At 62.7% G+C, this 22975-nt stretch carries 27 protein-coding genes; 10 read left to right on the top strand and 17 right to left on the bottom strand.

The window, feature by feature from the left end; genetic code table 11:
• Window positions 1-21: 21 nt before the first annotated feature.
• Window positions 22-840 carry an SURF1 family protein gene (locus tag FXN63_RS02735; protein WP_187395081.1) on the bottom strand — a complete coding sequence of 273 codons (819 nt, stop codon included), beginning with the start codon at window positions 838-840 and terminating at the stop codon, window positions 22-24.
• Window positions 837-986 carry a hypothetical protein gene (locus tag FXN63_RS26670; protein ID WP_187395080.1) on the bottom strand — a complete coding sequence of 50 codons (150 nt, stop codon included), beginning with the start codon at window positions 984-986 and terminating at the stop codon, window positions 837-839. The genes FXN63_RS02735 and FXN63_RS26670 overlap by 4 nt, the downstream gene beginning before the upstream one ends.
• Here FXN63_RS26670 and FXN63_RS02730 point away from each other — a divergent pair.
• The gene (locus FXN63_RS02730; protein WP_148812615.1) at window positions 985-1185 is read left to right on the top strand and encodes a twin transmembrane helix small protein; all 201 of its coding nucleotides are present in this window, start codon (window positions 985-987) and stop codon (window positions 1183-1185) included. The genes FXN63_RS26670 and FXN63_RS02730 overlap by 2 nt on opposite strands.
• A gap of 162 nt (window positions 1186-1347) precedes the next feature.
• Here the strand turns inward: FXN63_RS02730 and FXN63_RS02725 are convergent, their stop codons facing one another.
• The 7 genes from FXN63_RS02725 to FXN63_RS02700 all read right to left on the bottom strand — a co-directional run bounded on the left by FXN63_RS02725 (window position 1348) and on the right by FXN63_RS02700 (window position 7596).
• Window positions 1348-2223 (bottom strand): cytochrome c oxidase subunit 3, encoded by an 876-nt coding sequence (locus FXN63_RS02725; protein WP_148812613.1) that lies wholly within the window; start codon window positions 2221-2223, stop codon window positions 1348-1350.
• Window positions 2224-2328: 105 nt separating this feature from the next.
• Entirely contained in the window at window positions 2329-2556 is a 228-nt protein-coding gene (locus FXN63_RS02720) for a DUF2970 domain-containing protein (protein ID WP_148812611.1), read from the bottom strand.
• Complete coding sequence (locus FXN63_RS02715; RefSeq protein WP_246165012.1) at window positions 2553-3164, bottom strand: cytochrome c oxidase assembly protein; 612 nt, start codon at window positions 3162-3164, stop codon at window positions 2553-2555. The genes FXN63_RS02720 and FXN63_RS02715 overlap by 4 nt, the downstream gene beginning before the upstream one ends.
• A gap of 21 nt (window positions 3165-3185) precedes the next feature.
• Window positions 3186-3293, bottom strand: a complete 108-nt coding sequence (locus FXN63_RS26875; RefSeq protein ID WP_222863992.1) for a cytochrome oxidase small assembly protein — start codon at window positions 3291-3293, stop codon at window positions 3186-3188.
• Window positions 3294-3305: 12 nt separating this feature from the next.
• Window positions 3306-4907, bottom strand: a complete 1602-nt coding sequence (ctaD, locus tag FXN63_RS02710; protein WP_148812609.1) for a cytochrome c oxidase subunit I — start codon at window positions 4905-4907, stop codon at window positions 3306-3308.
• A gap of 123 nt (window positions 4908-5030) precedes the next feature.
• Entirely contained in the window at window positions 5031-6188 is a 1158-nt protein-coding gene (gene coxB / locus FXN63_RS02705; protein WP_148812607.1) for a cytochrome c oxidase subunit II, read from the bottom strand.
• Window positions 6189-6660: 472 nt separating this feature from the next.
• Window positions 6661-7596: a methyltransferase domain-containing protein gene (locus FXN63_RS02700; protein WP_148812605.1), complete on the bottom strand. Its 936-nt coding sequence runs from the start codon at window positions 7594-7596 to the stop codon at window positions 6661-6663.
• A 348-nt stretch (window positions 7597-7944) separates the two neighbouring features.
• Here FXN63_RS02700 and FXN63_RS02695 point away from each other — a divergent pair, with 348 nt between their 5' ends.
• Both FXN63_RS02695 and FXN63_RS02690 read left to right on the top strand, forming a co-directional pair.
• A complete protein-coding gene (locus tag FXN63_RS02695) occupies window positions 7945-8466 on the top strand; it encodes a ComF family protein (RefSeq protein WP_246165011.1) in 522 nt (173 codons plus the stop codon).
• Between the two features lie 49 nt (window positions 8467-8515).
• Complete coding sequence (locus FXN63_RS02690) at window positions 8516-8986, top strand: tRNA (cytidine(34)-2'-O)-methyltransferase (RefSeq protein WP_148812603.1); 471 nt, start codon at window positions 8516-8518, stop codon at window positions 8984-8986.
• Window positions 8987-9107: 121 nt separating this feature from the next.
• Here FXN63_RS02690 and FXN63_RS02685 read toward each other — a convergent pair whose 3' ends face one another.
• From FXN63_RS02685 to FXN63_RS02665, 5 genes are all read right to left on the bottom strand, one after another.
• Window positions 9108-9710 (bottom strand): LOG family protein, encoded by a 603-nt coding sequence (locus FXN63_RS02685; RefSeq protein ID WP_148818854.1) that lies wholly within the window; start codon window positions 9708-9710, stop codon window positions 9108-9110.
• Between the two features lie 13 nt (window positions 9711-9723).
• The gene (locus FXN63_RS02680) at window positions 9724-10755 is read right to left on the bottom strand and encodes an NAD(P)H-dependent glycerol-3-phosphate dehydrogenase (RefSeq protein WP_148812601.1); all 1032 of its coding nucleotides are present in this window, start codon (window positions 10753-10755) and stop codon (window positions 9724-9726) included.
• Window positions 10756-10768: 13 nt separating this feature from the next.
• Window positions 10769-11293, bottom strand: a complete 525-nt coding sequence (gene secB / locus FXN63_RS02675) for a protein-export chaperone SecB (protein ID WP_148812599.1) — start codon at window positions 11291-11293, stop codon at window positions 10769-10771.
• Between the two features lie 76 nt (window positions 11294-11369).
• On the bottom strand, window positions 11370-11630 hold the full coding sequence (gene grxC, locus FXN63_RS02670; protein WP_148812597.1) for a glutaredoxin 3: 261 nt from the start codon (window positions 11628-11630) through the stop codon (window positions 11370-11372).
• A gap of 132 nt (window positions 11631-11762) precedes the next feature.
• Entirely contained in the window at window positions 11763-12164 is a 402-nt protein-coding gene (locus FXN63_RS02665) for a rhodanese-like domain-containing protein (RefSeq protein ID WP_246165010.1), read from the bottom strand.
• A gap of 322 nt (window positions 12165-12486) precedes the next feature.
• Between FXN63_RS02665 and gpmA the strand changes: the two genes are divergently transcribed.
• From gpmA to FXN63_RS02645, 4 genes are all read left to right on the top strand, one after another.
• Window positions 12487-13239, top strand: coding sequence for a 2,3-diphosphoglycerate-dependent phosphoglycerate mutase (gpmA, locus tag FXN63_RS02660; RefSeq protein ID WP_148812593.1), 753 nt, complete (start codon window positions 12487-12489; stop codon window positions 13237-13239).
• Entirely contained in the window at window positions 13236-14885 is a 1650-nt protein-coding gene (locus FXN63_RS02655) for a murein hydrolase activator EnvC family protein (protein ID WP_148812591.1), read from the top strand. The genes gpmA and FXN63_RS02655 overlap by 4 nt, the downstream gene beginning before the upstream one ends.
• A gap of 99 nt (window positions 14886-14984) precedes the next feature.
• Window positions 14985-16475: a S41 family peptidase gene (locus FXN63_RS02650; protein WP_148812589.1), complete on the top strand. Its 1491-nt coding sequence runs from the start codon at window positions 14985-14987 to the stop codon at window positions 16473-16475.
• Window positions 16476-16521: 46 nt separating this feature from the next.
• Complete coding sequence (locus tag FXN63_RS02645) at window positions 16522-17307, top strand: HesA/MoeB/ThiF family protein (RefSeq protein WP_148812587.1); 786 nt, start codon at window positions 16522-16524, stop codon at window positions 17305-17307.
• 53 nt (window positions 17308-17360) lie between these two features.
• Here FXN63_RS02645 and slmA read toward each other — a convergent pair whose 3' ends face one another.
• The 3 genes from slmA to argB all read right to left on the bottom strand — a co-directional run bounded on the left by slmA (window position 17361) and on the right by argB (window position 19811).
• The gene (gene slmA, locus FXN63_RS02640; RefSeq protein ID WP_148812585.1) at window positions 17361-17942 is read right to left on the bottom strand and encodes a nucleoid occlusion factor SlmA; all 582 of its coding nucleotides are present in this window, start codon (window positions 17940-17942) and stop codon (window positions 17361-17363) included.
• 61 nt (window positions 17943-18003) lie between these two features.
• The gene (locus FXN63_RS02635; protein WP_246165009.1) at window positions 18004-18882 is read right to left on the bottom strand and encodes a pyrimidine 5'-nucleotidase; all 879 of its coding nucleotides are present in this window, start codon (window positions 18880-18882) and stop codon (window positions 18004-18006) included.
• Between the two features lie 2 nt (window positions 18883-18884).
• Window positions 18885-19811 carry an acetylglutamate kinase gene (gene argB, locus FXN63_RS02630; protein WP_148812582.1) on the bottom strand — a complete coding sequence of 309 codons (927 nt, stop codon included), beginning with the start codon at window positions 19809-19811 and terminating at the stop codon, window positions 18885-18887.
• Between the two features lie 299 nt (window positions 19812-20110).
• Between argB and FXN63_RS02625 the strand changes: the two genes are divergently transcribed.
• From FXN63_RS02625 to FXN63_RS02615, 3 genes are read left to right on the top strand one after another with little or no spacing between them, the layout of a single operon-like run.
• Window positions 20111-21160 (top strand): ABC transporter substrate-binding protein, encoded by a 1050-nt coding sequence (locus FXN63_RS02625; RefSeq protein WP_148812580.1) that lies wholly within the window; start codon window positions 20111-20113, stop codon window positions 21158-21160.
• Entirely contained in the window at window positions 21147-22169 is a 1023-nt protein-coding gene (locus FXN63_RS02620) for an ABC transporter permease (RefSeq protein ID WP_148812578.1), read from the top strand. The genes FXN63_RS02625 and FXN63_RS02620 overlap by 14 nt, the downstream gene beginning before the upstream one ends.
• Entirely contained in the window at window positions 22163-22960 is a 798-nt protein-coding gene (locus FXN63_RS02615; RefSeq protein ID WP_148812576.1) for an ABC transporter ATP-binding protein, read from the top strand. Before FXN63_RS02620 ends, FXN63_RS02615 begins: the two co-directional genes overlap by 7 nt.
• Window positions 22961-22975 lie beyond the last annotated feature (15 nt).

Below are 22975 nucleotides of genomic sequence, written 5' to 3'. Positions count from 1 at the left end.
GCAGTCGGGACCCTGGCAGAGTCAGCGGCGGGGCGAACGGAATCGTCGGACAAGCAGCACTCCCAATGCAATCACGGCGATTGCGGCAAACGAAAACCACTGCATCGCGTAACCGAGATGCGTGTCGATATTGTTCGGCGGCGGTGCCCAGTCACGGATCAGGCCGTCGTCGGCCTCGCCGGTCTGTTGCAGCACCATCGGCAGAACTTTCAAACCGGTGGCGGCAGCATAGGTCGCGACGTCGAAATTCTGCAACCTGGGCGGGCCGTCAGCCGCACCAAAACGGCTGGCCAGGGACGCCGGTGCGGCACCAGACAGGCTGCTCAGTTCCAATAGACGCGGCACCTGGGCAATCAGTTCGCCTTGAATGTCCTGCACGCCCGAGGGCGAGCGTACGACAACCGGTGCCACGCCAGGCATCGCGCCCAGCGCCCGGGGTGTCCAGCCACGCAGGACGGCGACTACCTCGCCTGAACCTGGGCTTGCACTGGAACTTGCACCTGCGCTTCCACCCGAAGCCGTCGGCGGATCGAATTGTAGCGGGCTGACCACCCAGAAGCCCGGTTGCCCCTGATGGTTGCGGTTTTCGACCAACACCGTGAAGTCCGGCAGCCATTTTCCCCGTGCCCGGGCATGTCGCCATTCGGTCATGTCGGCAGCCGGCAAAGCCGGCAACAGGACCAGCGGCGGCAAGGTCCGCCCGAGTTCGACACGTGCCACCAAGGCACGCTTTTCGTCGGCACGCGCCAGTTGCCAACGACCGGCACTGACGGTGACGGCAATGATCAGCAGCAAACCGATCACGCCGACCAGCAGCCGCGTGCGGCCAGGTGCGCTCATGCAGACACACGACGGAAAGAAATACCGCCCGCGCCGGGTTCAACCCTTACGCCAGGATCGCTCGGGGTTTCTACCTGCTGGCCGGCAAGCTGCGATTGGACCGCCCGTAGACTGCGATAATCGGCGGTCTGCAGGAGAGTATTCATGCGTTTCATCGTGGCACTGGCCTTCATCGGCATATTCATGAGCCTGGGCTCTGCCCTGTTCTATCTGATGCGCGACAAGGGGAAGAGCAACCGCACCGTGAACGCACTGACGGTGCGTATCGGCTTGTCGGTCACCCTGTTCCTGTTTGTCCTGTTCGCGCACTGGATGGGGTGGATACAAAGCGGCGGGCTGCGCTGACCTGATTAACGGGGCCCAATCAAAAAAGGCCGCGCGATCGAACGCGTCGATCGCGCGGCCTTTTGTATTCGGTCCGCTTTCAGTCCGCTTGCTTCAGCCCACTGAATATAGCCTGCTGGCAGACGGGGTAAGCCCGCCCACTGGATTCAGACTCAATACGGTTCAGACCCAATACACAAAGACATACAGGCCCAGCCACACCACGTCCACGAAGTGCCAATACCAGGCAGCCCCTTCGAAGGCAAAGTGGTTGTCCTTGGTGAAGTGCCCCTTCAACAAGCGGATTAGCACCACCAACAGCATGATCGCGCCGATGGTCACATGCAGGCCGTGGAAACCGGTCAACAGGAAGAAGGTCGAGCCGTAGACGCCCGAGGTCAGCTTCAGGTTGAGATCGGTGTAAGCGTGGTGATATTCGTAGGCCTGAACCACGATGAAGATCGCGCCCAGAATCACGGTGGCTGCCAGCCAGATCGCGGTCTTGGTGCGGTGATCTTCACGAATTGCGTGGTGGGCAATGGTCAAGGTCACGCCGGAAGTCAGCAGCAGCGCCGTGTTGATGGTGGGCAGCCAGAACGGGCCTACGGTGGCGAACTGTTCAACGATGCCGGCCGGCCCAAGGTTGGGCCAGGACGACAGGAAGTCGGGCCACAGCGCAAAGCGATGGTCGAAGTCGCCCAGCCAAGGCGTGGTGATGGCGCGTGCATAGAACAACGCGCCAAAGAATGCCGCGAAGAACATCACTTCCGAGAAGATGAACCAGCTCATGCTCCAGCGGAAAGACACGTCTACCCGCTTGCTGTAGAGGCCACCTTCCGATTCCGCAATCGCATCACCGAACCAGAAATACAGCACTGCTATCAGGCCGGCTACACCAGCGGCAAACAGCCACGGGCCGAGCGCCGATGCGTTGACCCACAGCACCGCGCCAATCGCGAATGCGAGCAGCGTGATGGCGGCCAGGACCGGATGCATGGAGGGCGACGGCACAAAGTAATACGGTGCCTCCTTGCCCTTCACCGAGTGGCTTGCACCCATTTTCTTCTCCTCTACAGACTCTGCGTCACTTGCATTTCATGGAAGCCGTCGCACGCTGCGCACAGCCGAAAACTGCTACTTGCCCGCCGCCGGACACCTGTCCGGTCAGCTCACTGCCGAGCTCACGACTGCACGCACAATCAACAGCAACACCAGTACAAACACCACTGCCGCAATCAATCCGGCAATCACCACATGCACCGGGTTGAGCCGCTCGGCGTCCTTGCGGTAATCCGCACCCCGGCGCAGGCCAACGAACGACCACAACACGGCGCTCATGGTCTGGAAGAAATTCAGCTTGCGCCGACTGACTTCCTTGAGGTCATCGCTCATGACCCACCTGTCACCCGCGTTGCCTCAACACCTGCCACACGGCCAGGGATCTCGAAGAAGGTGTACGACAAGGTGATTTCGGTCACGTCCTTGGGCAGCTTGGGATCCACCACAAAAACCACCGGGAAGCTTCGCGCCTCGTGGGGTTTCAGGTCTTGCTGCGCAAAGCAGAAGCACTCCAGCTTCTTGAAATGCTGGGCGGCGGCCATCGGCATGTAGCTCGGGATGGCCTGCCCCACCATCTGTTTGTCTTGCTGATTGGCGATCTCGTAGACGACAGTAGTCAGCTCGCCCGGGTGCACCGTCACACTCGACATGGTCGGGTGAAAGCGCCACGGACCCTTGATGTTCGCGTCGAACACCACTTTCACGCTGCGACTGCTGTCGACTTGCGTGTTGCGGGCGAAGTCTTCCGCCTTGCCATCCGCCTGGGTCAGGAAATTGATCCCGGTGATTTCACAGAACACGTCATAGAGCGGGATCAGCGCATAACCGAACCCGAACATCATCACGGTCACCACCGCCAGCTTCTTCAGCATCCGCGTATTGCGGGCACCTTGGGAAGCAGCGGACGGCATGTCGGTAGAAGCAGGATCGCGCTCAGTCATGATGACAAAGTCCGGGTCAGGTCAAAACCACGTGCGCTTGATGAAAACGGCCAGGAAGAACGACGCAGCAAGCAGGCCCAGGATCAGCCCGGTGCGACGATTGCGGCGGCGTTGTTCGTCAGAAAGCATGCTGGTCGCCACTTATTTCACAACCGGCGGGGTTTCGAAGGTGTGGTGCGGAGCCGGCGACGGTACGGTCCACTCCAGACCGTCTTCGGATTCCCACGGGTTGGCAGGCGCTTTCTCGCCCTTGCCGGCGTAGGCACGCAGCACGGCGTACAGGAAGATCAGTTGCGACAGACCGAACCAGAACGCACCCACGGTGGCGATCTTGTGGAAGTCGGTGAACTGCGCGGCGTAGTCAGCGTAACGACGCGGCATGCCGGCCAGGCCCAGGAAGTGCATCGGGAAGAAGGTCACGTTGAACGAAATCAGCGAGGACCAGAAGTGCAGACGACCGATCTTTTCCGAATACATGAAGCCGGTCCACTTCGGCAGCCAGTAGTAGGCACCGGCGAACAAGGCGAACAGCGAACCGGCCACCAGCACGTAGTGGAAGTGGGCCACCACGTAATAGGTGTCCTGCAGCTGGATGTCGATCGGGGCCACGGCCAGGATCAGACCAGTGAAGCCGCCCAGCGTGAACACGAAGATGAAGCCCACCGAGAACAGCATCGGCGTCTCGAAGGTCATCGAACCGCGCCACATGGTTGCCAGCCAGTTGAAGATCTTCACGCCCGTGGGCACGGCGATCAGCATGGTGGCGTACATGAAGAACAGCTGTCCGGTCACCGGCATGCCAGTGGTGAACATGTGGTGGGCCCACACGATGAAGGACAGGATGGCGATCGACGAGGTGGCGTACACCATCGAGGCATAACCGAACAGGCGCTTGCGGGCAAAGGTCGGCACGATCTGCGACACGATCCCGAAGGCCGGCAAGATCATGATGTAGACCTCGGGGTGACCGAAGAACCAGAAGATGTGCTGGTACATCACCGGATCGCCGCCGCCGGCCGCATTGAAGAACGAGGTACCGAAGTGGCGATCGGTCAGCACCATGGTGATGGCACCGGCCAGCACGGGCATCACGGCGATCAGCAGGTAGGCAGTGATCAGCCAGGTCCAGCAGAACATCGGCATTTTCATCAAGGTCATGCCGGGCGCGCGCATGTTCAGGATGGTGACGACGATGTTGATGGCACCCATGATCGACGATGCGCCCATGATGTGCACGGCCAGAATGGCCATGTCCATGCCGGGGCCCATCTGCACCGACAGCGGTGCATACAGCGTCCAGCCTGCGGCGGTTGCGCCGCCAGGTACAAAGAAGGAACCGGTCAACAGAATGGCGGCCACCGGCAGCAGCCAGAAGCTGAAGTTGTTCATCCGGGCGAAAGCCATGTCGGATGCGCCGATCTGCAGCGGGATCATCCAGTTCGCAAAGCCCACGAAGGCCGGCATGATCGCACCGAACACCATGATCAGGCCGTGCATGGTGGTGAACTGGTTGAACAGTTCCGGGCGGAAGAACTGCAGGCCGGGCGAGAACAGCTCGGTGCGCAACAGCAGCGCCAGCAACCCGCCTTCCAGCAGCATCACGAACGAGAAGATCAGGTACATCGTCCCGATGTCTTTGTGGTTGATCGCGAACAGCCAGCGACGCCATCCGTGCGGATGCTCGTGCGCGTGGTCGTGCCCATGATCGTGTCCGTGGACGTGATCGATCGCGGTGCTGCTCATAGTGGCTCCTGGCTGCTCGGTACTGCTGCCGCCGCGTCGGCTGACCGGCGTCGGCATCAACTCAACAAGTTAAGACTCGGACTCGCGTGGCTTCCAGCGGCCGCCGACAGGCGGCCGGGGGAATCAACGTGAGGCGGTAATGTCGGCGGGCTGAACCACCGGATCGGTTCCCTTGCCTGCATTGCTCCAGGCATTGCGGGTGTAGGTGATCACGGCAGCGATTTCCGTATCGGACAGGTGTTTGAAGGAGGCCATGGCGGTGCCCGGCTTGCCATTCAACAAGACCTTGATCTGGTCTGCCTTGGGACCGAGCACGACCTTGTCGCCATCGAGCGCCGGGAAGCTGCCCGGAACGCCCTTGCCAGTCGCCTGGTGACAGGCCACACAGTTGGCGGCATAGACCTTCTCGCCACGAACCTTCAGTTCGTCGGCAGTCCAGACCTTGGTCGGGTCGTCGGCAGCGGCAGCAAGGAGCTTCTTCTGCTCGTCGACCCAGGCGGTGTAGTCCTGCTGGCTCACGACCTTCACCACGATGGGCATGAAGGCGTGATCCTTGCCACAGAGCTCGGCGCACTGGCCACGGTATTCACCGATTTTTTCGGCACGGAACCAGGTGTCGCGCACGAAGCCGGGGATGGCATCTTGCTTGACGCCGAAGGCCGGGATCATCCAGGAATGGATCACGTCGTTGGCGGTGGTGACCACGCGGATCTTCTTGTCGACCGGCACCACGACCGGGTTGTCGACTTCCATCAGGTAGTTCACACCCTTGGGCGCCAGATTGTCGATCTGCTCGCGCGGGGTCGCCAGGGTGGACATGAAGGAGATGCCCTCGCCTTCACCCGACAGGTAGTCGTAGCCCCACTTCCACTGGTATCCGATGGCCTTGATGGTCAGGTCGGCATTGGAGGTGTCCTTCATCGCGACCACGGTCTTGGTCGCCGGAAGCGCCATGCCGATCACAATCAGGAAGGGAATGATGGTCCACGCGATTTCCACGCCGATGCTTTCGTGGAAGGTCGCGGGCTTGGCACCACGCGATTTCCGGTGCGCCCAGAGCGAATAGAACATCACGCCGAACACGGCGATGAAGATGATCAGACAGATTGCCAGCATCATCCAGTGCAGCCACTGGATGTCGGCCGCAATACGGGTCACCGGCTCGTGCAGGTTGAGCTGATTCACTTTCGGGCCGCCCGGGCTGTCGCTGACAGCCTGCGCCACATTGCTGGCCGACGCGATCGCCACGCCGAACCATCCACCCAACCACCACTTCTTCATGTCGACCTCGAAGAATACCGTTGTACTTCAGCACCGTCGCACAACCTGCTTGCGACGACCTGGTTGTTAGCGTGCCGGACGACCGACGGTCTGGAGCGACCCGACGGCGCTGCTGTGCACGCGGCCGACTGAAGCGGCCTTTACCCATATTGCGTACTGATAATTCTTATTGATATTGAGTCTTATTACGCACAACCACTGCCCAATTTTGATAATGCGGGGGTGAACTCAGTATTAATACGGGAACTTAACTTTTACCCGCAACTCATACTCTCGCGCATACCTTAATCACCTTGGGCAGTCCCTACATATTTACCCTGATCTCCCACCAATATCGGTCAAATGCGCCCGAAGTTGGTCGTTAAGTGCACGTTTTAATTAAGTCAGGGTTTAACGGGAAGGCTGGCGGATTATACGGGTCGCTTGGGAACGCCAGCAAGCTTCCCCCCTTAGGGCTTGTCTCATGCACGTCTCAGATACGGCCGCTTTTCCCTATTGCGCTGACCGATAAACGGGTTTCTCCGTCTGCCACCCGGTGGCTTGCGGCACGCCATGCATGACCGTAGGCAACCTCCAGACTCAGTCGAATCAGCCCCTCGCTGTCGCGCTGCGCATCCAGCGCGGCACAGAGTCGATCCCGCCAGCTGCGTCCCACCAAACCTGCCCGGCGACCACGCGCTGGATTGCCGCCCAGGGCACGCACATCGGCCAGCAAACGCGTCGGGTCCTGATAGGTCAGGGTCAGGGTTTCCTGGTCCATGACCGGGTCGGCAAATCCGTTTTCCACCAGCAGATCGCCAAAATCGTGCATATCCACAAAGGCTGGCGTGCGGGTATCCAGGCCTGCTGTCACCAGCGCCGCACGCAATTCGCGCAAGGTGCCCGGCCCCAGACAGCTGAACATCGCCAACCCGCCGACCTTCAGCACACGACGCCATTCGGCCAATACGCTGTGCGGCTCGGCGTGCCAGTGCAGCGCCAGGTTTGACCAGACCAGTTCCACCGATTCCGGTGACAAACCCGTGGCAGCCAGATCGGCGCGCACAAAACTGTCTGCCTCGGCACCCCGACCCACCAGGCCCAGAACCGATTGACGCAGGCGCACAGCCGCAGCAGGCCGATGATTGCGACGGGCGTGAACCAGCAAGGGTTCACAGGAATCGATGCCGGTATATCGGGCATCGGGATACCGTGCGCGCAATCCGGGCAATGCTGTGCCTGCACCGCAGCCGGCATCGAGCAAGGCGGTGGGTTGCAGACGGATATAGTCGAGCCGCTCGTTCATGCGCGCCCCGATTTCGGCATACAGAAACTGCGCGTTGCTCAAATCGCCCCGCCTGGAAAACTGCCGGACGACATCATCGGGATTGAGCGGGAGCGCGGGCAGACGGGAAGACGGGCTGGACATTTCGGTGCACAACATAAAGACGGGGAACGGTGTCTATTTTTACACTTAGCGGCTCCGCCACCCGCAAAGCCCCTGCGACGCACTCACCCGGCGTACCGAATGCCCTGGCCAACCTCACTTTCACATCCATTCAGCCGCGCCTTCGCTCAGCTGCGAACCAGCTTGCTAAAGCTGCCGGGTGAGTGCCCACTATGTGGCACGAAAACGTCGGGCGGCGCGCTTTGTCAGCCCTGCGAAGCCGATGTCGTGTGGTCGACGCGCCTGGCGACTTTTCCTCGCTGTGCGTGCTGCGCGTTACGTCTTCCGCAGACGGCTATCGCTTGCCCGGATTGCGCGACGACGCCACCCGTGTTCACGCAGGCCATGATCGCGTTCGATTACGCAGAACCCGCCGATCTGCTGATTCTGCAGCTGAAACAACGCGGTCAATATGCGCGTGCCGGGCTGCTGGCACGCTTGCTTGCCGAATCCATCAGGCACCAGGGCGGCTTGCCGGCGGACACCCGGCTGGTGCCGGTGCCGGCCAGCACGGCCTCGCTGGCCAGACGTGGCTTCAATCCGGCCAACGAAATCGCCCGTGCGCTGGGGCGTGAATTGGGCCTGCCGGTCGCCCGAGGGCTGCTGACACGCACGCGCGAAGCTCCCGCCCAGCATTCACTTGGCAGGCAAGCGCGATCGCGCAATGCGCAGGCCTTGTTCCGCACAACCGGCGCAATTGACGGCTGGCACCTGGCGGTGGTGGACGACGTGATGACCACCGGGGCCACACTGGATGCCGTCAGTCGCGCCTTGCTGGGTGCGGGTGCCGCCAGCGTGACCGCGCTGGCCGTGGCGCGCACGCCCTTCCCCGCGTGGCACGCGGTCGAATGAGCAATGGCACAATCCCGCCTGTTGATTCGTTCAAGCCAAGGTCTTCCCGGTGTTCCACGTCATTCTCGTTTCGCCCGAAATCCCGCCCAACACCGGTAACGTGATCCGGCTGTGCGCCAATACCGGGGCGCAGCTGCACCTGGTGCGCCCGCTGGGCTTCGACCTGGACGACACCAAGCTGCGACGCGCGGGCCTGGATTATCACGAGTGGGCACCGATGCAGGTGCATGACGACTTCGATGCGGCCATCGCCGCCATCGGCGCTGCGCCCGACCGCATCTTTGCATTCACCACGCGGGGATCGCGGCCCTTCGGAGAAGTCGCCTTTGCGCCCGGTGATGTGTTTGTATTCGGCAGCGAAACAGCCGGTCTGTCGGAAGCCGTGCGAGAGAAATTCGCGCTGAGCGAACGCCTGCGCCTGCCGATGCGCGCCGGGCAGCGCAGCCTGAACCTGTCGAATACCGTGGCGGTGGTGGTGTTCGAAGCCTGGCGGCAACAGGGTTACGCCGACGGGGCGTAAAAAAAACCGCCCTGGTGTGGGCGGTTTTTGGCGATCTTTGGCGGCATCCGGCAGTTCCGGTCGATGGCTGGGGTTCCGGCGCTTATTCCCAGACTGACAGAACGCAGTTCATCTCCAACGCTCAGACCGCAGCCGGGCCGGGCGGAACCGGCGGCTTGGGTGCCCACTTGGCCACGTGTTCCAGCGACACATTTGCCATGCGGTCCAACAGACGACCCGGGTCGCTGTCGATCACCAGCGCATCCAGATGCGCTTCGCGCAGGAAGCCCTGCTCGAAGGCGTGGCGCGCAAAGGCTACCAGTCCGTCGAAATAACCATTCACGTTCAGCAAGCCAACCGGCTTCTCGTGATAGCCGATCTGCTGCCAGGTCAGCACCTCGAACAGCTCGTCCAGGGTACCGAACCCACCCGGCATCGCCACGAACGCATCGGCCAGGGCCACCATGCGTGCCTTGCGGGTATGCATGTCGGGCACGATTTCCAGTGCGCTCAGGCCACGGTGACCGACTTCCTTGCCCCACAGCCGTTCGGGAATGATGCCGATCACCTGGCCGCCCGCATCCAGCACGGCATCGGCAGCCACCCCCATCAGGCCGACGCTGCCGCCGCCATAGACAAGGTGATGGCCACGCTCGACAAGCGTGCGACCAAAGGCGGCGGCCGCATCGGCGTAGACCGGATCGGTCCCGGCGCTGGAACCGCAGTACAGGCAGACAGTATGGATATGGTTCATGGTTTCAGTCCGCGCTCTCGGCACGGGGGTCACGCGAAAGCAGGCGCGCCACGGCATCGGCCGGCGACACGCCTTCGAAAAGGACCGCGCACACAGCGTCGGTAATCGGTAAATCCACGCCACGCGCCAGGGCCATGCGGCGCACCGCTGGCGCACAGCGCGCGCCTTCGGCCACGTGCGGCGTATCGGCAAGAATATCGGCCAGGGCACGCCCGCGACCGATTTCCAGGCCTACCCGGCGATTGCGCGACAGGTCACCAGTGGCGGTAAGAATCAGGTCACCCAGCCCGGTCAGGCCGGAAAACGTATCGGCTCTGGCACCCAGTGCCACGCCAAGGCGGGTCATCTCGGCCAGTCCCCGTGTGATCAATGCCGCACGTGCATTGGTCCCCAGGCCCAGACCGTCGGCAATGCCGCAGGCAATTGCCATGATGTTCTTCAATGCGCCGCCCACTTCCACGCCTACGACATCGTCGCTGGCGTAGACACGGATCGCCCCGCCATGCAGCGCGGCGGTTGCCTGCTCACAGACTCGGGACGACGCGCTGGCGACCGTCAAGGCCACCGGCAGGCCAAGGGCCACTTCACGCGCAAACGAAGGCCCGGACAGCACGCCGGCTTCCAGCCATGCGTGAGATGCCCCAAGTTCTTCAGCAGCGATTTCGTGCGGCAGGCGGCCAGTGTCGGCATCCATGCCTTTGCAGGTCCAGACCATGCTTGCAGGACGGCCGATGCGGTCAACGGCTTGCGCCAGTTGCCGGCAAGCGTGAGCCAGACCAGCCATCGGGACACCGAGGATGAACAACGGTGCCTCGTCGCCACCGAAGGCATGCGCCAGCATCTCGTCGTAAGACGCGCTGATGCGCAGTGCCTCGGGCAGCGGAACACCCGGCATGTAGCGGGTGTTCTCGCGCGCCTGCGCCATCGCCGTCGCGGCGTCGGCGCTGCGGGCAAGCAGCAAGGTCTCGTGACGGGCGCTGGCGGCAGCGGCCAGCGCCGTGCCCCAACTGCCCGCGCCAATCACGGCGATGCGCATGTCCGCGTGCGACTTAGTGCTTGTTCACGCCGGGCGGCAGGATCAGGCCGCTGTCGGCGCCATTGGCGGCGTCAGCTTGGACTTCGGCTTGCTGCTGCTCGTTGACTTGCGCCAGACGCTGCTCGTAGAACGACTGGAAATTGACTTCCGCCAGGTGCAGGGCCGGCAGCGACGAACGCGTGATGGCGTCGGCGATGTTGGCACGCAGGTAGGGGTACAGGATGCCCGGGCACATGATGCCGAGGATCGGGTCCAGTTGTTCGGTCGGGATGTTGGCCAGTTCGAAGATGCCGGCTTGCTTGCCTTCGACCAGGTACAGGACCTTGTCGTTGACCTTGGTGGTCACGGTGGCGGTAACCACCACTTCGAACACGGTTTCGGCCAGCATGGTCGCGCCGACGTCGATGGCGACTTCAACTTGCGGTGCTTCGCTTTCCAGGAAAATCTGGGGCGCGTTCGGCAGTTCAAGCGACAAATCCTTCAGATAGACGCGCTGAACGTTGAAAACGGGGCTGGCTTGCTCTTGGGTGTCGGACATAGGATTCGCTTAATAACGCTTGATTGAACGCTTGATTAGGAAGGTCTGGCGCTGAGCAGGACCGGCCGCCAATATATCAGGCGGCATCCAGCAGGGGCTGCAAGCCACCTGCACGGTCGAGTGCGGCCAGGTCGTCGAAGCCACCAACATGGGTCTCGCCGATGTAGATCTGCGGCACGGTGCGGCGACCGGTGCGCGTCATCATTTCTTCGCGGCGGGCCGGTTCGATGTCGATGCGAACCTTTTCGATCTCGGTCACGCCGCGCTGCTTGAGCAACATTTCGGCGCGGGTGCAATACGGACAGACGCCGGTCGAATACATCAATACCTTGCTCATCGCGATTCCTCGGGAGTGAATTGGGTTATGGAGTCGGTTGCTGGGGCGGTTGCTGAGGCCAGCGCGTGAATGCAGCCTGCAAATTCAGCGCCTGACCCACCGCAGTTCAGGTCAGCAACCCAGATCAGCAGCTCAGTTCTTGGCAACCGGCAGGCCGGCCTGATGCCAGCCACCCATGCCACCTGCCAGCACCACGACCTCGTTGAAGCCCTTGGCGCGCAAGGTCAGCGCAGCCTTGGCTGCGTCACGGCCGGAGCCGCAGATCACGACCAGGGGCTTGTCCTTGGAGATGCTGGTGGTCTTTTGTTCCAGGTCGGCAGGCTGAATGTTGCGTGCCTGGGGGATGTGGCCCTTGGCGAAATCCTCGGGGGCACGCACGTCGATCAGCACGGCGTGGCGCTGGTTGACCAGGCGGGTGGCTTCGGCCGGCGTGACGCCAGCGCCTGCGCGGCCGCGCAGGGAAGTAATCAGCAGCGCAGCGCCCGACAGTACGGCAACGGCGACCACGAGGATGTTATCGATCAGAAAATTCACGGACTGGGCCTTGGGTTGGGTCGGCGCCGACGACAGAAATCGGGACACACAAACGGGTGCACAACGACGAAAATGACGTCGCGTGGCAGCTCGTGTCATGCCCTGATACCAAAGGCGATCAGGGCGATGCGTATCGAACCGCCGCCGGATTATAAAATGTCGGGGACGAGTACGGTTTTTCAAGTAGCGACTACAGTAGGAAAGATCTGCCGCTGGCGCACAAAACTCCGGACTTTCCCCCCATTTCAGCTTGGATCGAGCCTGGTTTTACGCCCATCCGGCCCCGTTTTTCTATCCTTTGCGGCATTAGCCGCCTGCTTCCATGCACAAACTTGTTCTGATGCGACACGGCGAAAGCCAGTGGAATCTCGATAACCGCTTCACCGGCTGGACCGATGTCGACCTGACCGAAAAGGGCCGCGAAGAGGCACGCCGTGCCGGTGCCTTGCTCAAACAGGAAGGCTTCGAGTTCGATATCGCCTACACCTCGGTGCTCAAGCGCGCCATCCGTACGCTCTGGCTCACCCTGGACGAACTCGACGCGATGTACGTGCCGGTGATCAACGACTGGCACCTGAACGAGCGCCACTACGGTGCCCTGCAAGGCCTGAACAAGTCTGAAACCGCCGCCAAATACGGCGACGAACAGGTGCTGGTCTGGCGTCGTGCCTACGCGATTGCGCCGAACCCGCTGGATATCGACGATCCGCGTCACCCGCGTTTCGACCCGCGCTACGCCAGCCTGTCGCCCAGCGAACTGCCGGCCACCGAGTGCCTGAAGGACACCGTCGATCGCGTCGTACCGTTCTGGAACGACACCATCGCCCCGTCGCTGCGCGCAGGCAAACGCACCATCATCGCTGCGCACGGCAACAGCCTGCGCGCGCTGATCAAGTTCCTGGATGGCGTATCGGATGAGGAAATCGTCGGCCTGAACATCCCGACGGCACAGCCGCTCGTCTACGAACTCGACGACGACCTGCGCCCGATTCGTCACTATTACCTGGGCAATGCTGACGAAATCCAGGCAGCCATGGCTGCCGTTGCTGCACAGGGCAAGGCCAAACAGGCGTGAAACCCTTCTTCGCCGTCGTTCTGGCGGTGATGCTGGCTGGCGCGGGCACCTCTGGGGCCGCGCTGGCCCAGCGTGCCCCCGTCCCTGCTGCCCCGGCCACGCCGGCCGAGAAGGAAGCAGCTGCGCGCGAGCGTGAAGCACTGCGCAAGCGTCTTGACGTCTTGCGCAAAGACATTGCCAGCCGCGAAGGCGAACGGGCCGAGGCTGCTGATGCGCTTCAGGCTTCGGAAGAAGAGATTTCCCGCTCGACGCGACGCCTGACGGAAATCGGCGTATCGCAGAAACAGGTTCAGACCGAGCTGCAGCAGCTCGATCGACGGATCAATACCGAACAAGCACGACTGAACACCCGACAGAAAGAACTGGGGGCGCTGCTGCGCCAGCAATACGCCGGTGGCTCGCTGAGCCCCTGGAGCGCCCTGCTGTCCGGCGACGACCCGCACGAGATGGGCCGCAACCTGGCTTATCTGGGCTATATCTCGCAGGCACGGGCCAATGCGGTCAACACGGTGCGCGAAGAAATCGCCCAGCTGACCACCTTGCAGACCGATGCCGCCGCCCGCCGTAAACAGATCGACGAGCTGGCTGCGGAAGAAAAGACCGAACGTGACGCGCTTCAAACGCAGTCGCGTGAACGCAAGCGCATTCTGGATTCCATCGCCTCGGGCATCCAGACTCAGAAGCGGCAGGCCGACGCCACTGCGCGCGACGAAGCGCGCATGAGCGCCCTGGTCGATGAATTGACCAAAGTGCTGGCGCGACAGGCCGAAGAGGCACAACGCGCCGAACGAGCCAGAAAAGAAGCCGCCGAACGTGCGGAACGAATTGCCCGCGAAGCAGCCCAACGAGCAGCAGAACGTTCAGCGGAAAGAGCCGCTGAACGGGCAGCGGCTGAACGCGCGGCACAAAAGGTGGCTGCGGAACGTGCGGCAGAACGCTTGGCAGCAGAGCGCGCGGCCACGGCAAGGCTGAACGAACGGACAGAGCAGCGGATAGAACAACGCACGGTGGAACGCAGTGCGCCGATACCGACCGTGACGGCACCCAGCGCCCCGCTGGTGCCCGAAGCGCCGGTACCGGAAACGTCTACGGCGCTGGTGGTACCTGCTACACCGTCGCAGCCGTCACCGCCGCCCGAGCCCCCTGCCCCGCCCGCTCAGGTGTTGCCACCGCGCCCGCCCGTGCCGGAAGCGCCGCCCGAACGCGCCGTGGCGCGCAACAACGCCGTGCCGGACGCCTCGTTGTCCGGCAACTTCGAGCGCTTGCGCGGAAGATTGCGGCTGCCGGTCAAGGGCGAGGTCGTGGGCCGGTTCGGCACGGCGCGCGGTGAAGGCGGTGTATGGCGCGGGGTATTCCTGCGAAGCAGCGAAGGATCACAGGTGCGGGCTGTCGCACCCGGCGAGGTGGTGTTTGCCAACTGGCTGCGTGGATTTGGAAACCTGATCATCGTCGACCACGGCGGTGAGTATCTGTCTATCTATGGCAACAATCAGACCCTCTTTAAACAGGTCGGAGACCAAATAAAAGCGGGCGACGTCGTTGCAGGCGTCGGCGCGACCGGAGGCCAGACAGAATCAGGCCTATACTTTGAACTCAGGCATCGTGGCAAGCCGATGGATCCCCTGCAATGGGTGTCACTGCAGTAACTGCAGATCGGCACGTCGTCCGCATCCGGACGGCGCGTCCATGCCTCGTACGCGTTTCTTCGCTCGGATACGCGGACGCACGCCCCGGAGGTGCTGCACATGGGCAAACGCAAGTTTCGTAGTCTTGGCCTGGTTGGCCTTGGTCTGGTCGCAGGCATTCTTGTCAGCGTAGGCGTCACCGCCGTTGCGCAGCGCGAAGCGCGCGCGCCGATTCCGCTCGAGGACATCCGTCAGTTCTCAAGCGTGTTTGCGGCGATCAAGAATAACTACGTCGAACCGGTCGAAGACAAAAAGCTCATCGACGGTGCCATCGCGGGCATGCTCTCCGATCTGGACCCGCATTCTGCGTATCTCGACGCCGAGGCGTTCCGGGAAATGCAGACGCAGACGCAGGGCGAATTCGGCGGTCTGGGTATCGAAGTCGGTACCGAAGACGGCTACGTCAAGGTCATCTCGCCCATTGAAGACACCCCGGCCGCACGCGCTGGCGTGATGGCGGGCGACCTGGTCATCAAGATCGACGACAAGCCGACCAAGGGCCTGCTGCTGAACGACGCAGTCAAGATGATGCGTGGCAAGCCCAAGACGCCGATCGTGCTGACCATCATGCGCAAGGACACGCCGCAGCCCGTGGTGCTGACCATCGTGCGTGACATCATCAAGGTCCGCAGCGTCCGCAGCAAGGACCTCGAATCCGGCGTGGGTTATGTCCGTATCGCCCAGTTCCAGGAAAAGACGGGTGCAGACCTCGTCGACCACCTGGAACGCCTGGCCAAGACCGCCACGCCGCGCGCGCTGGTGCTCGACCTGCGTAACGATCCGGGCGGCCTGCTGCATGCAGCCATCGGCGTGTCGGGCGTGTTCCTGCCGGGCAAGCAACTGGTCGTGTCGACCGACGGCCGTGCACCGGACTCCCGCCGCCGTTACGAAACCGTGGCCGACGACTACCTGCGTGGCAGCGACGACTACCTGAAGCGTGTGCCGGCCTGGGTGAAGACCGTGCCGCTGGTGGTGCTGGTCAACGCCGGCTCGGCATCCGCATCGGAAATCGTTGCCGGTGCACTGCAAGATCACAACCGCGCCAAGGTCCTGGGTACGCGTACCTTCGGCAAGGGCTCGGTCCAGGTGATCCTGCCGATCTCGCGTGACTCGGCCATCAAGCTGACCACCTCGCGCTACTACACGCCCAATGGCCGTTCGATCCAGGCCAAGGGTATCGAGCCCGACATGATCGTGGCCGACAACGCCGAAGGCGACGTGTACGAGCGTCCGCGTGAAGCTGACCTGGCCAAGCACCTGAGCAACGACAAGGACCCGACCGGCGAACGCAAGTCTGCCTACTCGGACCCGAGCCGTGCCGGTGAACTGGCCCAGCGCACCCCGCCGAAGCCGGTCGAATTCGGCAGCGCCGACGACTTCCAACTCAAGCAAGCGCTGAATCACCTGAACGGCAAGCCGGTGCAAATCGCCAAGGCAGAAGATGCCAAGCCGGTCGAAGGCGCTGAACGGCCCGCTGAACCCGCAGGTTCGGGCACCGCAACGCCGCCCCCGGCATCCAGCCCGACGGCACCTGCCAACAAGGTGAAGTAAGCAATGCACGACCGATGTGGCGCGAACGTGGCGCGGTAGCAGAGCAGTGAACGACGATCAACTACTGCGTTATTCGCGCCACATCCTGCTCGACGACATCGATGTCGATGGGCAGGAACGCCTTCTGGCGGCAAGGGTTCTCATCGTAGGCGCAGGCGGGCTGGGTTCACCTGCCGCCTTGTACCTTGCCTCTGCCGGGGTAGGCCACCTGGTGCTGGCCGACGACGACGACGTCGACCTGACCAATCTGCAACGCCAGATCCTGCACACCACCGACCGTATCGGCCAGCCCAAAGTGGCGTCTGGTCGCACGGCCCTGCACGCCATCAACCCAGACATTCGCATAGACACCCTGCCGCTTCGGCTGACAGGCGACGTGCTGTCCGAACAGGTGGCGGCAGCAGATGTGGTGCTGGACTGCTGCGACAACTTTGCCACCCGCCACGCCATCAACGCGGCGTGCGTGCAGCACGGCAAGCCGCTGGTGTCAGGCGCGGCGATTCGTTTTGATGGTCAGGTAAGCGTGTTCGATCTGCGGGATGCGCAAGCCCCCTGCTACCACTGCCTGTTCCCGGACGAAGCCGACGTGGAAGAGATGCGCTGCGCCACCATGGGGGTATTTGCCCCGCTGGTGGGCATCATCGGTGCCATGCAGGCAGCCGAAGCGCTGAAGCTGATCGCCGGTGTGGGCAAGAGCCTGTCTGGCCGCCTGCTGATGCTGGATGCGCGCAGCATGCAGTGGCACAGCGTGCGGGTGAAACGTGACCCGCATTGCGCGGTGTGCGGGACGCCGGTGGCGACCCCGCCCGTGATGGATGTGAACCAGACCTGATCGGGCAGAGACAGGGCTACGTAGCCTGTCACCCCGTTCCGGTCCTGGTGCAATCAAGCCGCCAGCAACAACCCCAACTGCACGTCCAGATGCTCGCTGGGCGTCTTCTTCCAGCCGCTCTTGGCGTAACGCTGCCAGCGACCCAGCACGAAGTGCATGATCAGGCTGGCGCGGGCCGACACGTCTTCCGACGACGGCAGTTCGTTGCGGGTAACCGCCTGGCGCAGGCTTTGGCGCAGCGAGGCCTCGATGCGATCTGCGAACTGATTCATGCGTTCCTGCAGGCGTTCGTCTTCCGACACCAGCGCATCGCCGATCAGCACCCGCGTCATGCCGGGATTGCGCTCGGCAAATGCCAGCAGCATCAACACGATCTTGCGAACCTGGGCAGTCCCGCTTTCTTCACCATCGGCAATCTGGTTCACCAGCGTGAACACCGTGTTTTCGATGAAGTCGATCAGGCCCTCGAACATCTGCGCCTTGCTGGCGAAGTGTCGATACAGCGCTGCCTCGGAGACTTGCAGACGGGCCGCCAAGGCTGCCGTCGTGATGCGTTCGCCGCGCGGATGCTCGAGCAACAGCGCCAACATCTGGAGGATCTGAGTTTTTCGTTCGCCAGTTTTGGTCGAAGCCATTACGTGTCTGCAACAAAGCGTTAAGGAACCCCTGCCCTACGCTTATACGCAAGACAGGCCGCTACGGACGCCGAAGAACGCGACGCTGTAACAATAAGTGACGGATAGAGTTTACTTGAAGGTCGACGTACGTAGGGCGTCCGCGTTGTCCAGAGGAGAACGGCGTACCCGGATGACGCACAAAAACAGTGCGTATTCCAACCTGTCTGGCTCCACGCAAATTGGGCAAGGTGTCTTCCACCAGTACGGCCCGACTGGCTTGAACCCCTTCTCGCGCCAGCACATGACGCATCAACGCCGGGGACGGTTTGACGCGGAAAGTGCCATGGATGCGCATGTGTTCAACCGCCCACAAACTGCTGAAGCAATGCAGGATGCCCAGCAGACGAAGAATGGTGGTGGCGTAGGCAAGCGGCGCGTTGGTCAGCAAAACCTTGCGGCCAGGCAGGCGGGCCAAGGCGTTGGCCAGCCCTTTTTCAGCCCGCAGCAGGGGGGCGATATCAAAATCGTGGCTGCGGTGCAGGAATTCGGCGGCAGAGACACCGTGGTGACGCACCATGCCGATCATGGTGGCCCCGTAGCGCTGCCAATACTTCTTGCGCAGGACGTGCGCCTCTTCTTCGCTGAGCTGAAGCGTATCGACAACGGCGGCCGTCATCGAGATGTCCATGCGCCCGAAGATCGCATGGGATGCGTCGTGCAAAGTGTTGTCCAGATCGAACAACCAGACCGGTGTCTGTCGGTCGGGGGCCGGATTCCGGGTGGCACGCACCCGGAATCGCGGCAGGCGGACCTGCCGGGCATGCGTCGCGGCCGGGGTGGGGACAGCATCCAGAAGCGGTTCGAGAACCGTTTCCAGCACTTCCTCCAACACCTGCACCGAATCCATTCCGCCCGCTTGCACAGGCGTACCCGACACCCCCGCCGACGACTCCGTCATGCTCAGTGCGACTTGATCATCGTGCCAACGCCTTGGTCGGTCAGGATTTCCAGCAACAGGCAGTGTTCGACGCGACCGTCGACGATGTGCACCGTCTTCACGCCGCTCTTGGCGGCTTCCAGTGCCGACGAAATCTTGGGCAGCATGCCGCCCGAAATCGTGCCGTCTTCGAACAGTTCGTCAATGCGCTTGGCGGTCAGGCCGGTCAGCAGGTTGCCGTTCTTGTCCAGCACGCCCGGCGTGTTGGTCATCAGAATCAGCTTTTCTGCGTGCAGCACTTCGGCCATCTTGCCGGCAACCACGTCGGCGTTGATGTTGTAGGCCAGGCCGTCTTCACCGTAGCCGATGGACGAGATCACCGGAATGAACTGGTCGTCCTGCAAGGCTTTCACCACAGCCGGGTCGATGGAAGCGATTTCGCCCACGTAGCCCAGGTCCAGGCTGGCACCCGGATTGTTCTTGTCCGGCATCAGCAGCTTGCGCGCGGAAATCATCGCGCCGTCCTTGCCGGTCAGGCCGACAGCCTTGCCGCCGTACTCGTTGATCATCATCACGATGTCTTGCTGAACCTGGCCGCCCAACACCCACTCGACCACTTCCATGGTCTCGGCGTCGGTCACGCGCATGCCCTGCACGAAGGTGCCTTGCTTGCCGATCCGGCGCAGGGCCGCATCGATCTGCGGGCCACCGCCGTGCACCACCACCGGGTTCAGACCCACCAGCTTCAGCAGCACCACGTCGTGCGCAAAGCTGCGTTGCAGGCGCTCTTCAGTCATCGCATTGCCGCCGTACTTGACCACGATGGTGCGGCCATGGAATCGGCGGATATACGGCAGCGCCTCGGCCAGCACGCCGGCCTTGATGCGCGGCGTGAGCGTAGCGAGCGGCCCTTGGCCGGGAGAAGCGGTGTCGGTGTCGTGATCGGACATGGTTGGTGACTCACCTGCTAGAAAAGGGGAAGCGATCCCGATTGTAGCCACGCTACCCACCTGCCACACGGAAGGTGTACGAATGCCAACGACATATAACTGTCATCAGGCTGGATATAGCGTGTGCTGCTTAGGTGGCAAATCACCGGAAACCCGCGCCAGCCGTGACTTTCCGCCTACGGACTGAGGTCCATATTCTTATCGAAACCAAGTCTTTCCGTCGGACCGGCATGCAGGCTTTTAATGGACGACTCGCGGCTATCCGCTGCCCGCCATCCATCCGCCAGCAAGGAAAGACCATGACCCAGCCCGACCGCACGCTCGCATCCGCCTCTTCTACACGCCGACTGTTGGCCACGCAGGTCAGCCGCCGTGGCCTGCTTCGCGCGGCCAGCATTGCCGGCCTGGTGGCACCGCTTGGTCTGCTGGGTGCGCGGGTGGCCGCCCAGACCGGGGCAGCCCGCCCGATCAAGATTGCGTGGAGCCCCACCGCCGTCTGCCATTCGCCTGTGTCGGTTGCGCTGGAACGCGGCTACTTCACCCAGCAAGGGCTGGCCGTCGAAAACCTGAGCTTCGGTGGCTCGACCGACCAACTGCTGGAAGCCATCGCCACCGGTCATGCAGATGGTGGCATCGGCATGGCGCTGCGCTGGCTCAAGCCGCTGGAACAGGGCTTCGATGTGAAACTCGCCGTCGGCACGCACGGCGGTTGTATGCGATTGCTGACCGCCGATGCCAACATCAAGAGCATTCAGGACTTGCGCGGAAAATCGGTGGCAGTCACCGATCAGGCCAGCCCGGTGAAGAATTTCTTTGCGATCCAGGCGGCCAATCTGGGCATCGATCCGGACGAAATCAACTGGCGTCAGTACCCGCAAGACTTGTTCGGTGAAGCGCTGCGCAAGGGCGAGGTCCAGGCCCTGGCCGGCGACGACCCGCATCTGTACCTGATTCGGGAACGCGACAAACTGACGCAGATCGCCACCAACCTGGATGGCGACAACGCCGATCGCACCTGCTGCGTGCTGGGGCTGCGCGGCGCGCTGGTGCGCAACGAACCCGATGTCGCCGCCAAGCTGGTACGCGCCGTGGTAGCCGCGCAGAAGTGGACGGCCGAGAACCCCGACGAAAGCGCCCGGATCTTCGCGCCGCACGTGCCGGCCAAGGTGTCGGCCGATGTGCTGTCCGCCATGTTGCGCAGCCATACACACGGCCACGCCTCCACCGGCGCACAACTGCGCAGCGAAGTGGCGCGTTTCACGACTGACCTGAAAACCATCAAGGTCATCAAACCAACGACCGATGCGGTCAAATTTGCCAATGTGGTGGCCCCAGATGTCCTCATTTGATCCGGCAATTTCCCGCGCACCGATCGCGGTCGACACCACCACTGAACGGGGCACCACGATCTGGCGCACCGGCCTGTTTGCTGCGCTGCTGTGGGCAGCGCTGGGCATCCTGACCATCCAGTGGCCGGATCGGCAGGTGGGCTTCAACGAATGGGCCTTCACCTACGAATTCGGGGTGGGTGCCATCGTCATCGGCGTGTTCCTGGCGGTGGTGGCGATCACCGGCCGCAGGCTGGGGCCAGTCGCCACGCATTTGCGGCGCGCCGGGCCGTGGCTGGCTGCGCTGGCCATCTTCATCGGCATCTGGGAAGTTGCAACCGCCAAGCTGGGCTTGCTGCCGGTGCCCTTCTTTGCCCCGCCGCAGACATTGATCGAGGTCTACAAAGACGACTGGAAGCGCCTGTTCGACAGCCTGTGGCACTCGTTGTGGCTGCTGGGCAATGGCTTTTTCATTGGTGCGATTGCAGGCTTTCTGACAGGAGTGTCGATCGGGTGGTCACGCTCGCTGGGATATTGGGTACACCCGATCCTGCGTTTCCTGGGACCGATTCCATCAACAGCATTGCTGCCGATGGCGTTCTTTTTCTTCCCGTCGAGCTGGTCGGCCGCGGTGTTCCTGATCGCACTGGCCACCTGGTTCCCGGTGACAGTGCTGACCTGGTCCGGCGTGGCGGGCGTCAACCGCGCGTTCTACGACGTGGCCCGCACGCTGGGGGCCAGTGAATGGTTCCTGATCCTGCGCGTGGCCATCCCGGCGGCGCTGCCCAGCGTGTTCGTGGGCGTGTTCATGGGGCTGGGCGCATCGTTCTCGGTGCTGGTTGCCGCCGAGATGATGGGCGTGAAGGCCGGGCTTGGCTACTACCTGCAGTGGGCGCAGGGCTGGGCCGCGTATTCCAATATGTTCGCCGCGCTGTTTGTCATGGCGCTGACCTTCTCGGGATTGATCACCGCCTTGTTCAAGGTGCGCGATCACCTGCTGGCCTGGCAGAAAGGAGTCGTCAAATGGTAGCCGTTCCCGACGCCCTGGCCGCGCAACCGGCAGTCCGTGGCGGGCGCATCGATATCGATCGCGTCAGCCACCAGTTCGACTTGGCAGATGGCCCCTTGCAAGTGCTGGACGATGTCAGCCTGCAAGCCGAACCCGGTGAATTTGTTGCCTTGCTTGGCCCCAGCGGCTGCGGCAAATCCACCTTGCTGCGACTGGTGGCCGGGCTGGAACCGCCGACCGCCGGCACGCTCAGTCACGATGGACAGCCCATCACCCGGCCAGACCCGTCACGCATCGTGGTGTTCCAGGACCCGACGCTGTATCCCTGGCGCACGGTGTGGGACAACGTGGCCCTGGGCTTGCAGGCGCGCGGGCTGCTGAAAACCCAGCGCCATCGGGTTGACGATGCATTGCGGCTGGTTGGCCTGAATGAGTTTGCCAAGGCCTTCCCGCACCAGTTGTCGGGCGGCATGGCGCAACGGGTTGCGCTGGCCCGGGCACTGGTCAACGATCCGTCACTGCTGATTCTGGACGAGCCGCTGGGCAAGCTCGATTCGCTGACGCGCATCACCATGCAGACCGAGCTGGTGGACCTGTGGCAGCGCGCGGGGTACACAGCGCTGCTGGTGACTCACGACGTAGAGGAAGCGCTGTTCATGGCACAGCGGGTGGTGGTGTTCAGCGGGCGGCCGGCGCAGATCAAGGCTGAGTTGATCAACGACCTGCCATATCCGCGCCATCGGGGCGATCCGCGGCTGGTGGAGCTGCGGCGGCAGGCGCTTGCGCTGCTGGGGCTGGATGCGACTTGGTGATGGGGGTTTGACGTT

The organism is Pigmentiphaga aceris (assembly GCF_008119665.1).
Taxonomy (GTDB): domain Bacteria; phylum Pseudomonadota; class Gammaproteobacteria; order Burkholderiales; family Burkholderiaceae_B; genus Pigmentiphaga; species Pigmentiphaga aceris.
Note: the sequence above shows the minus strand (reverse complement) of the source record. Positions and strands in the feature narration are given on the sequence as shown.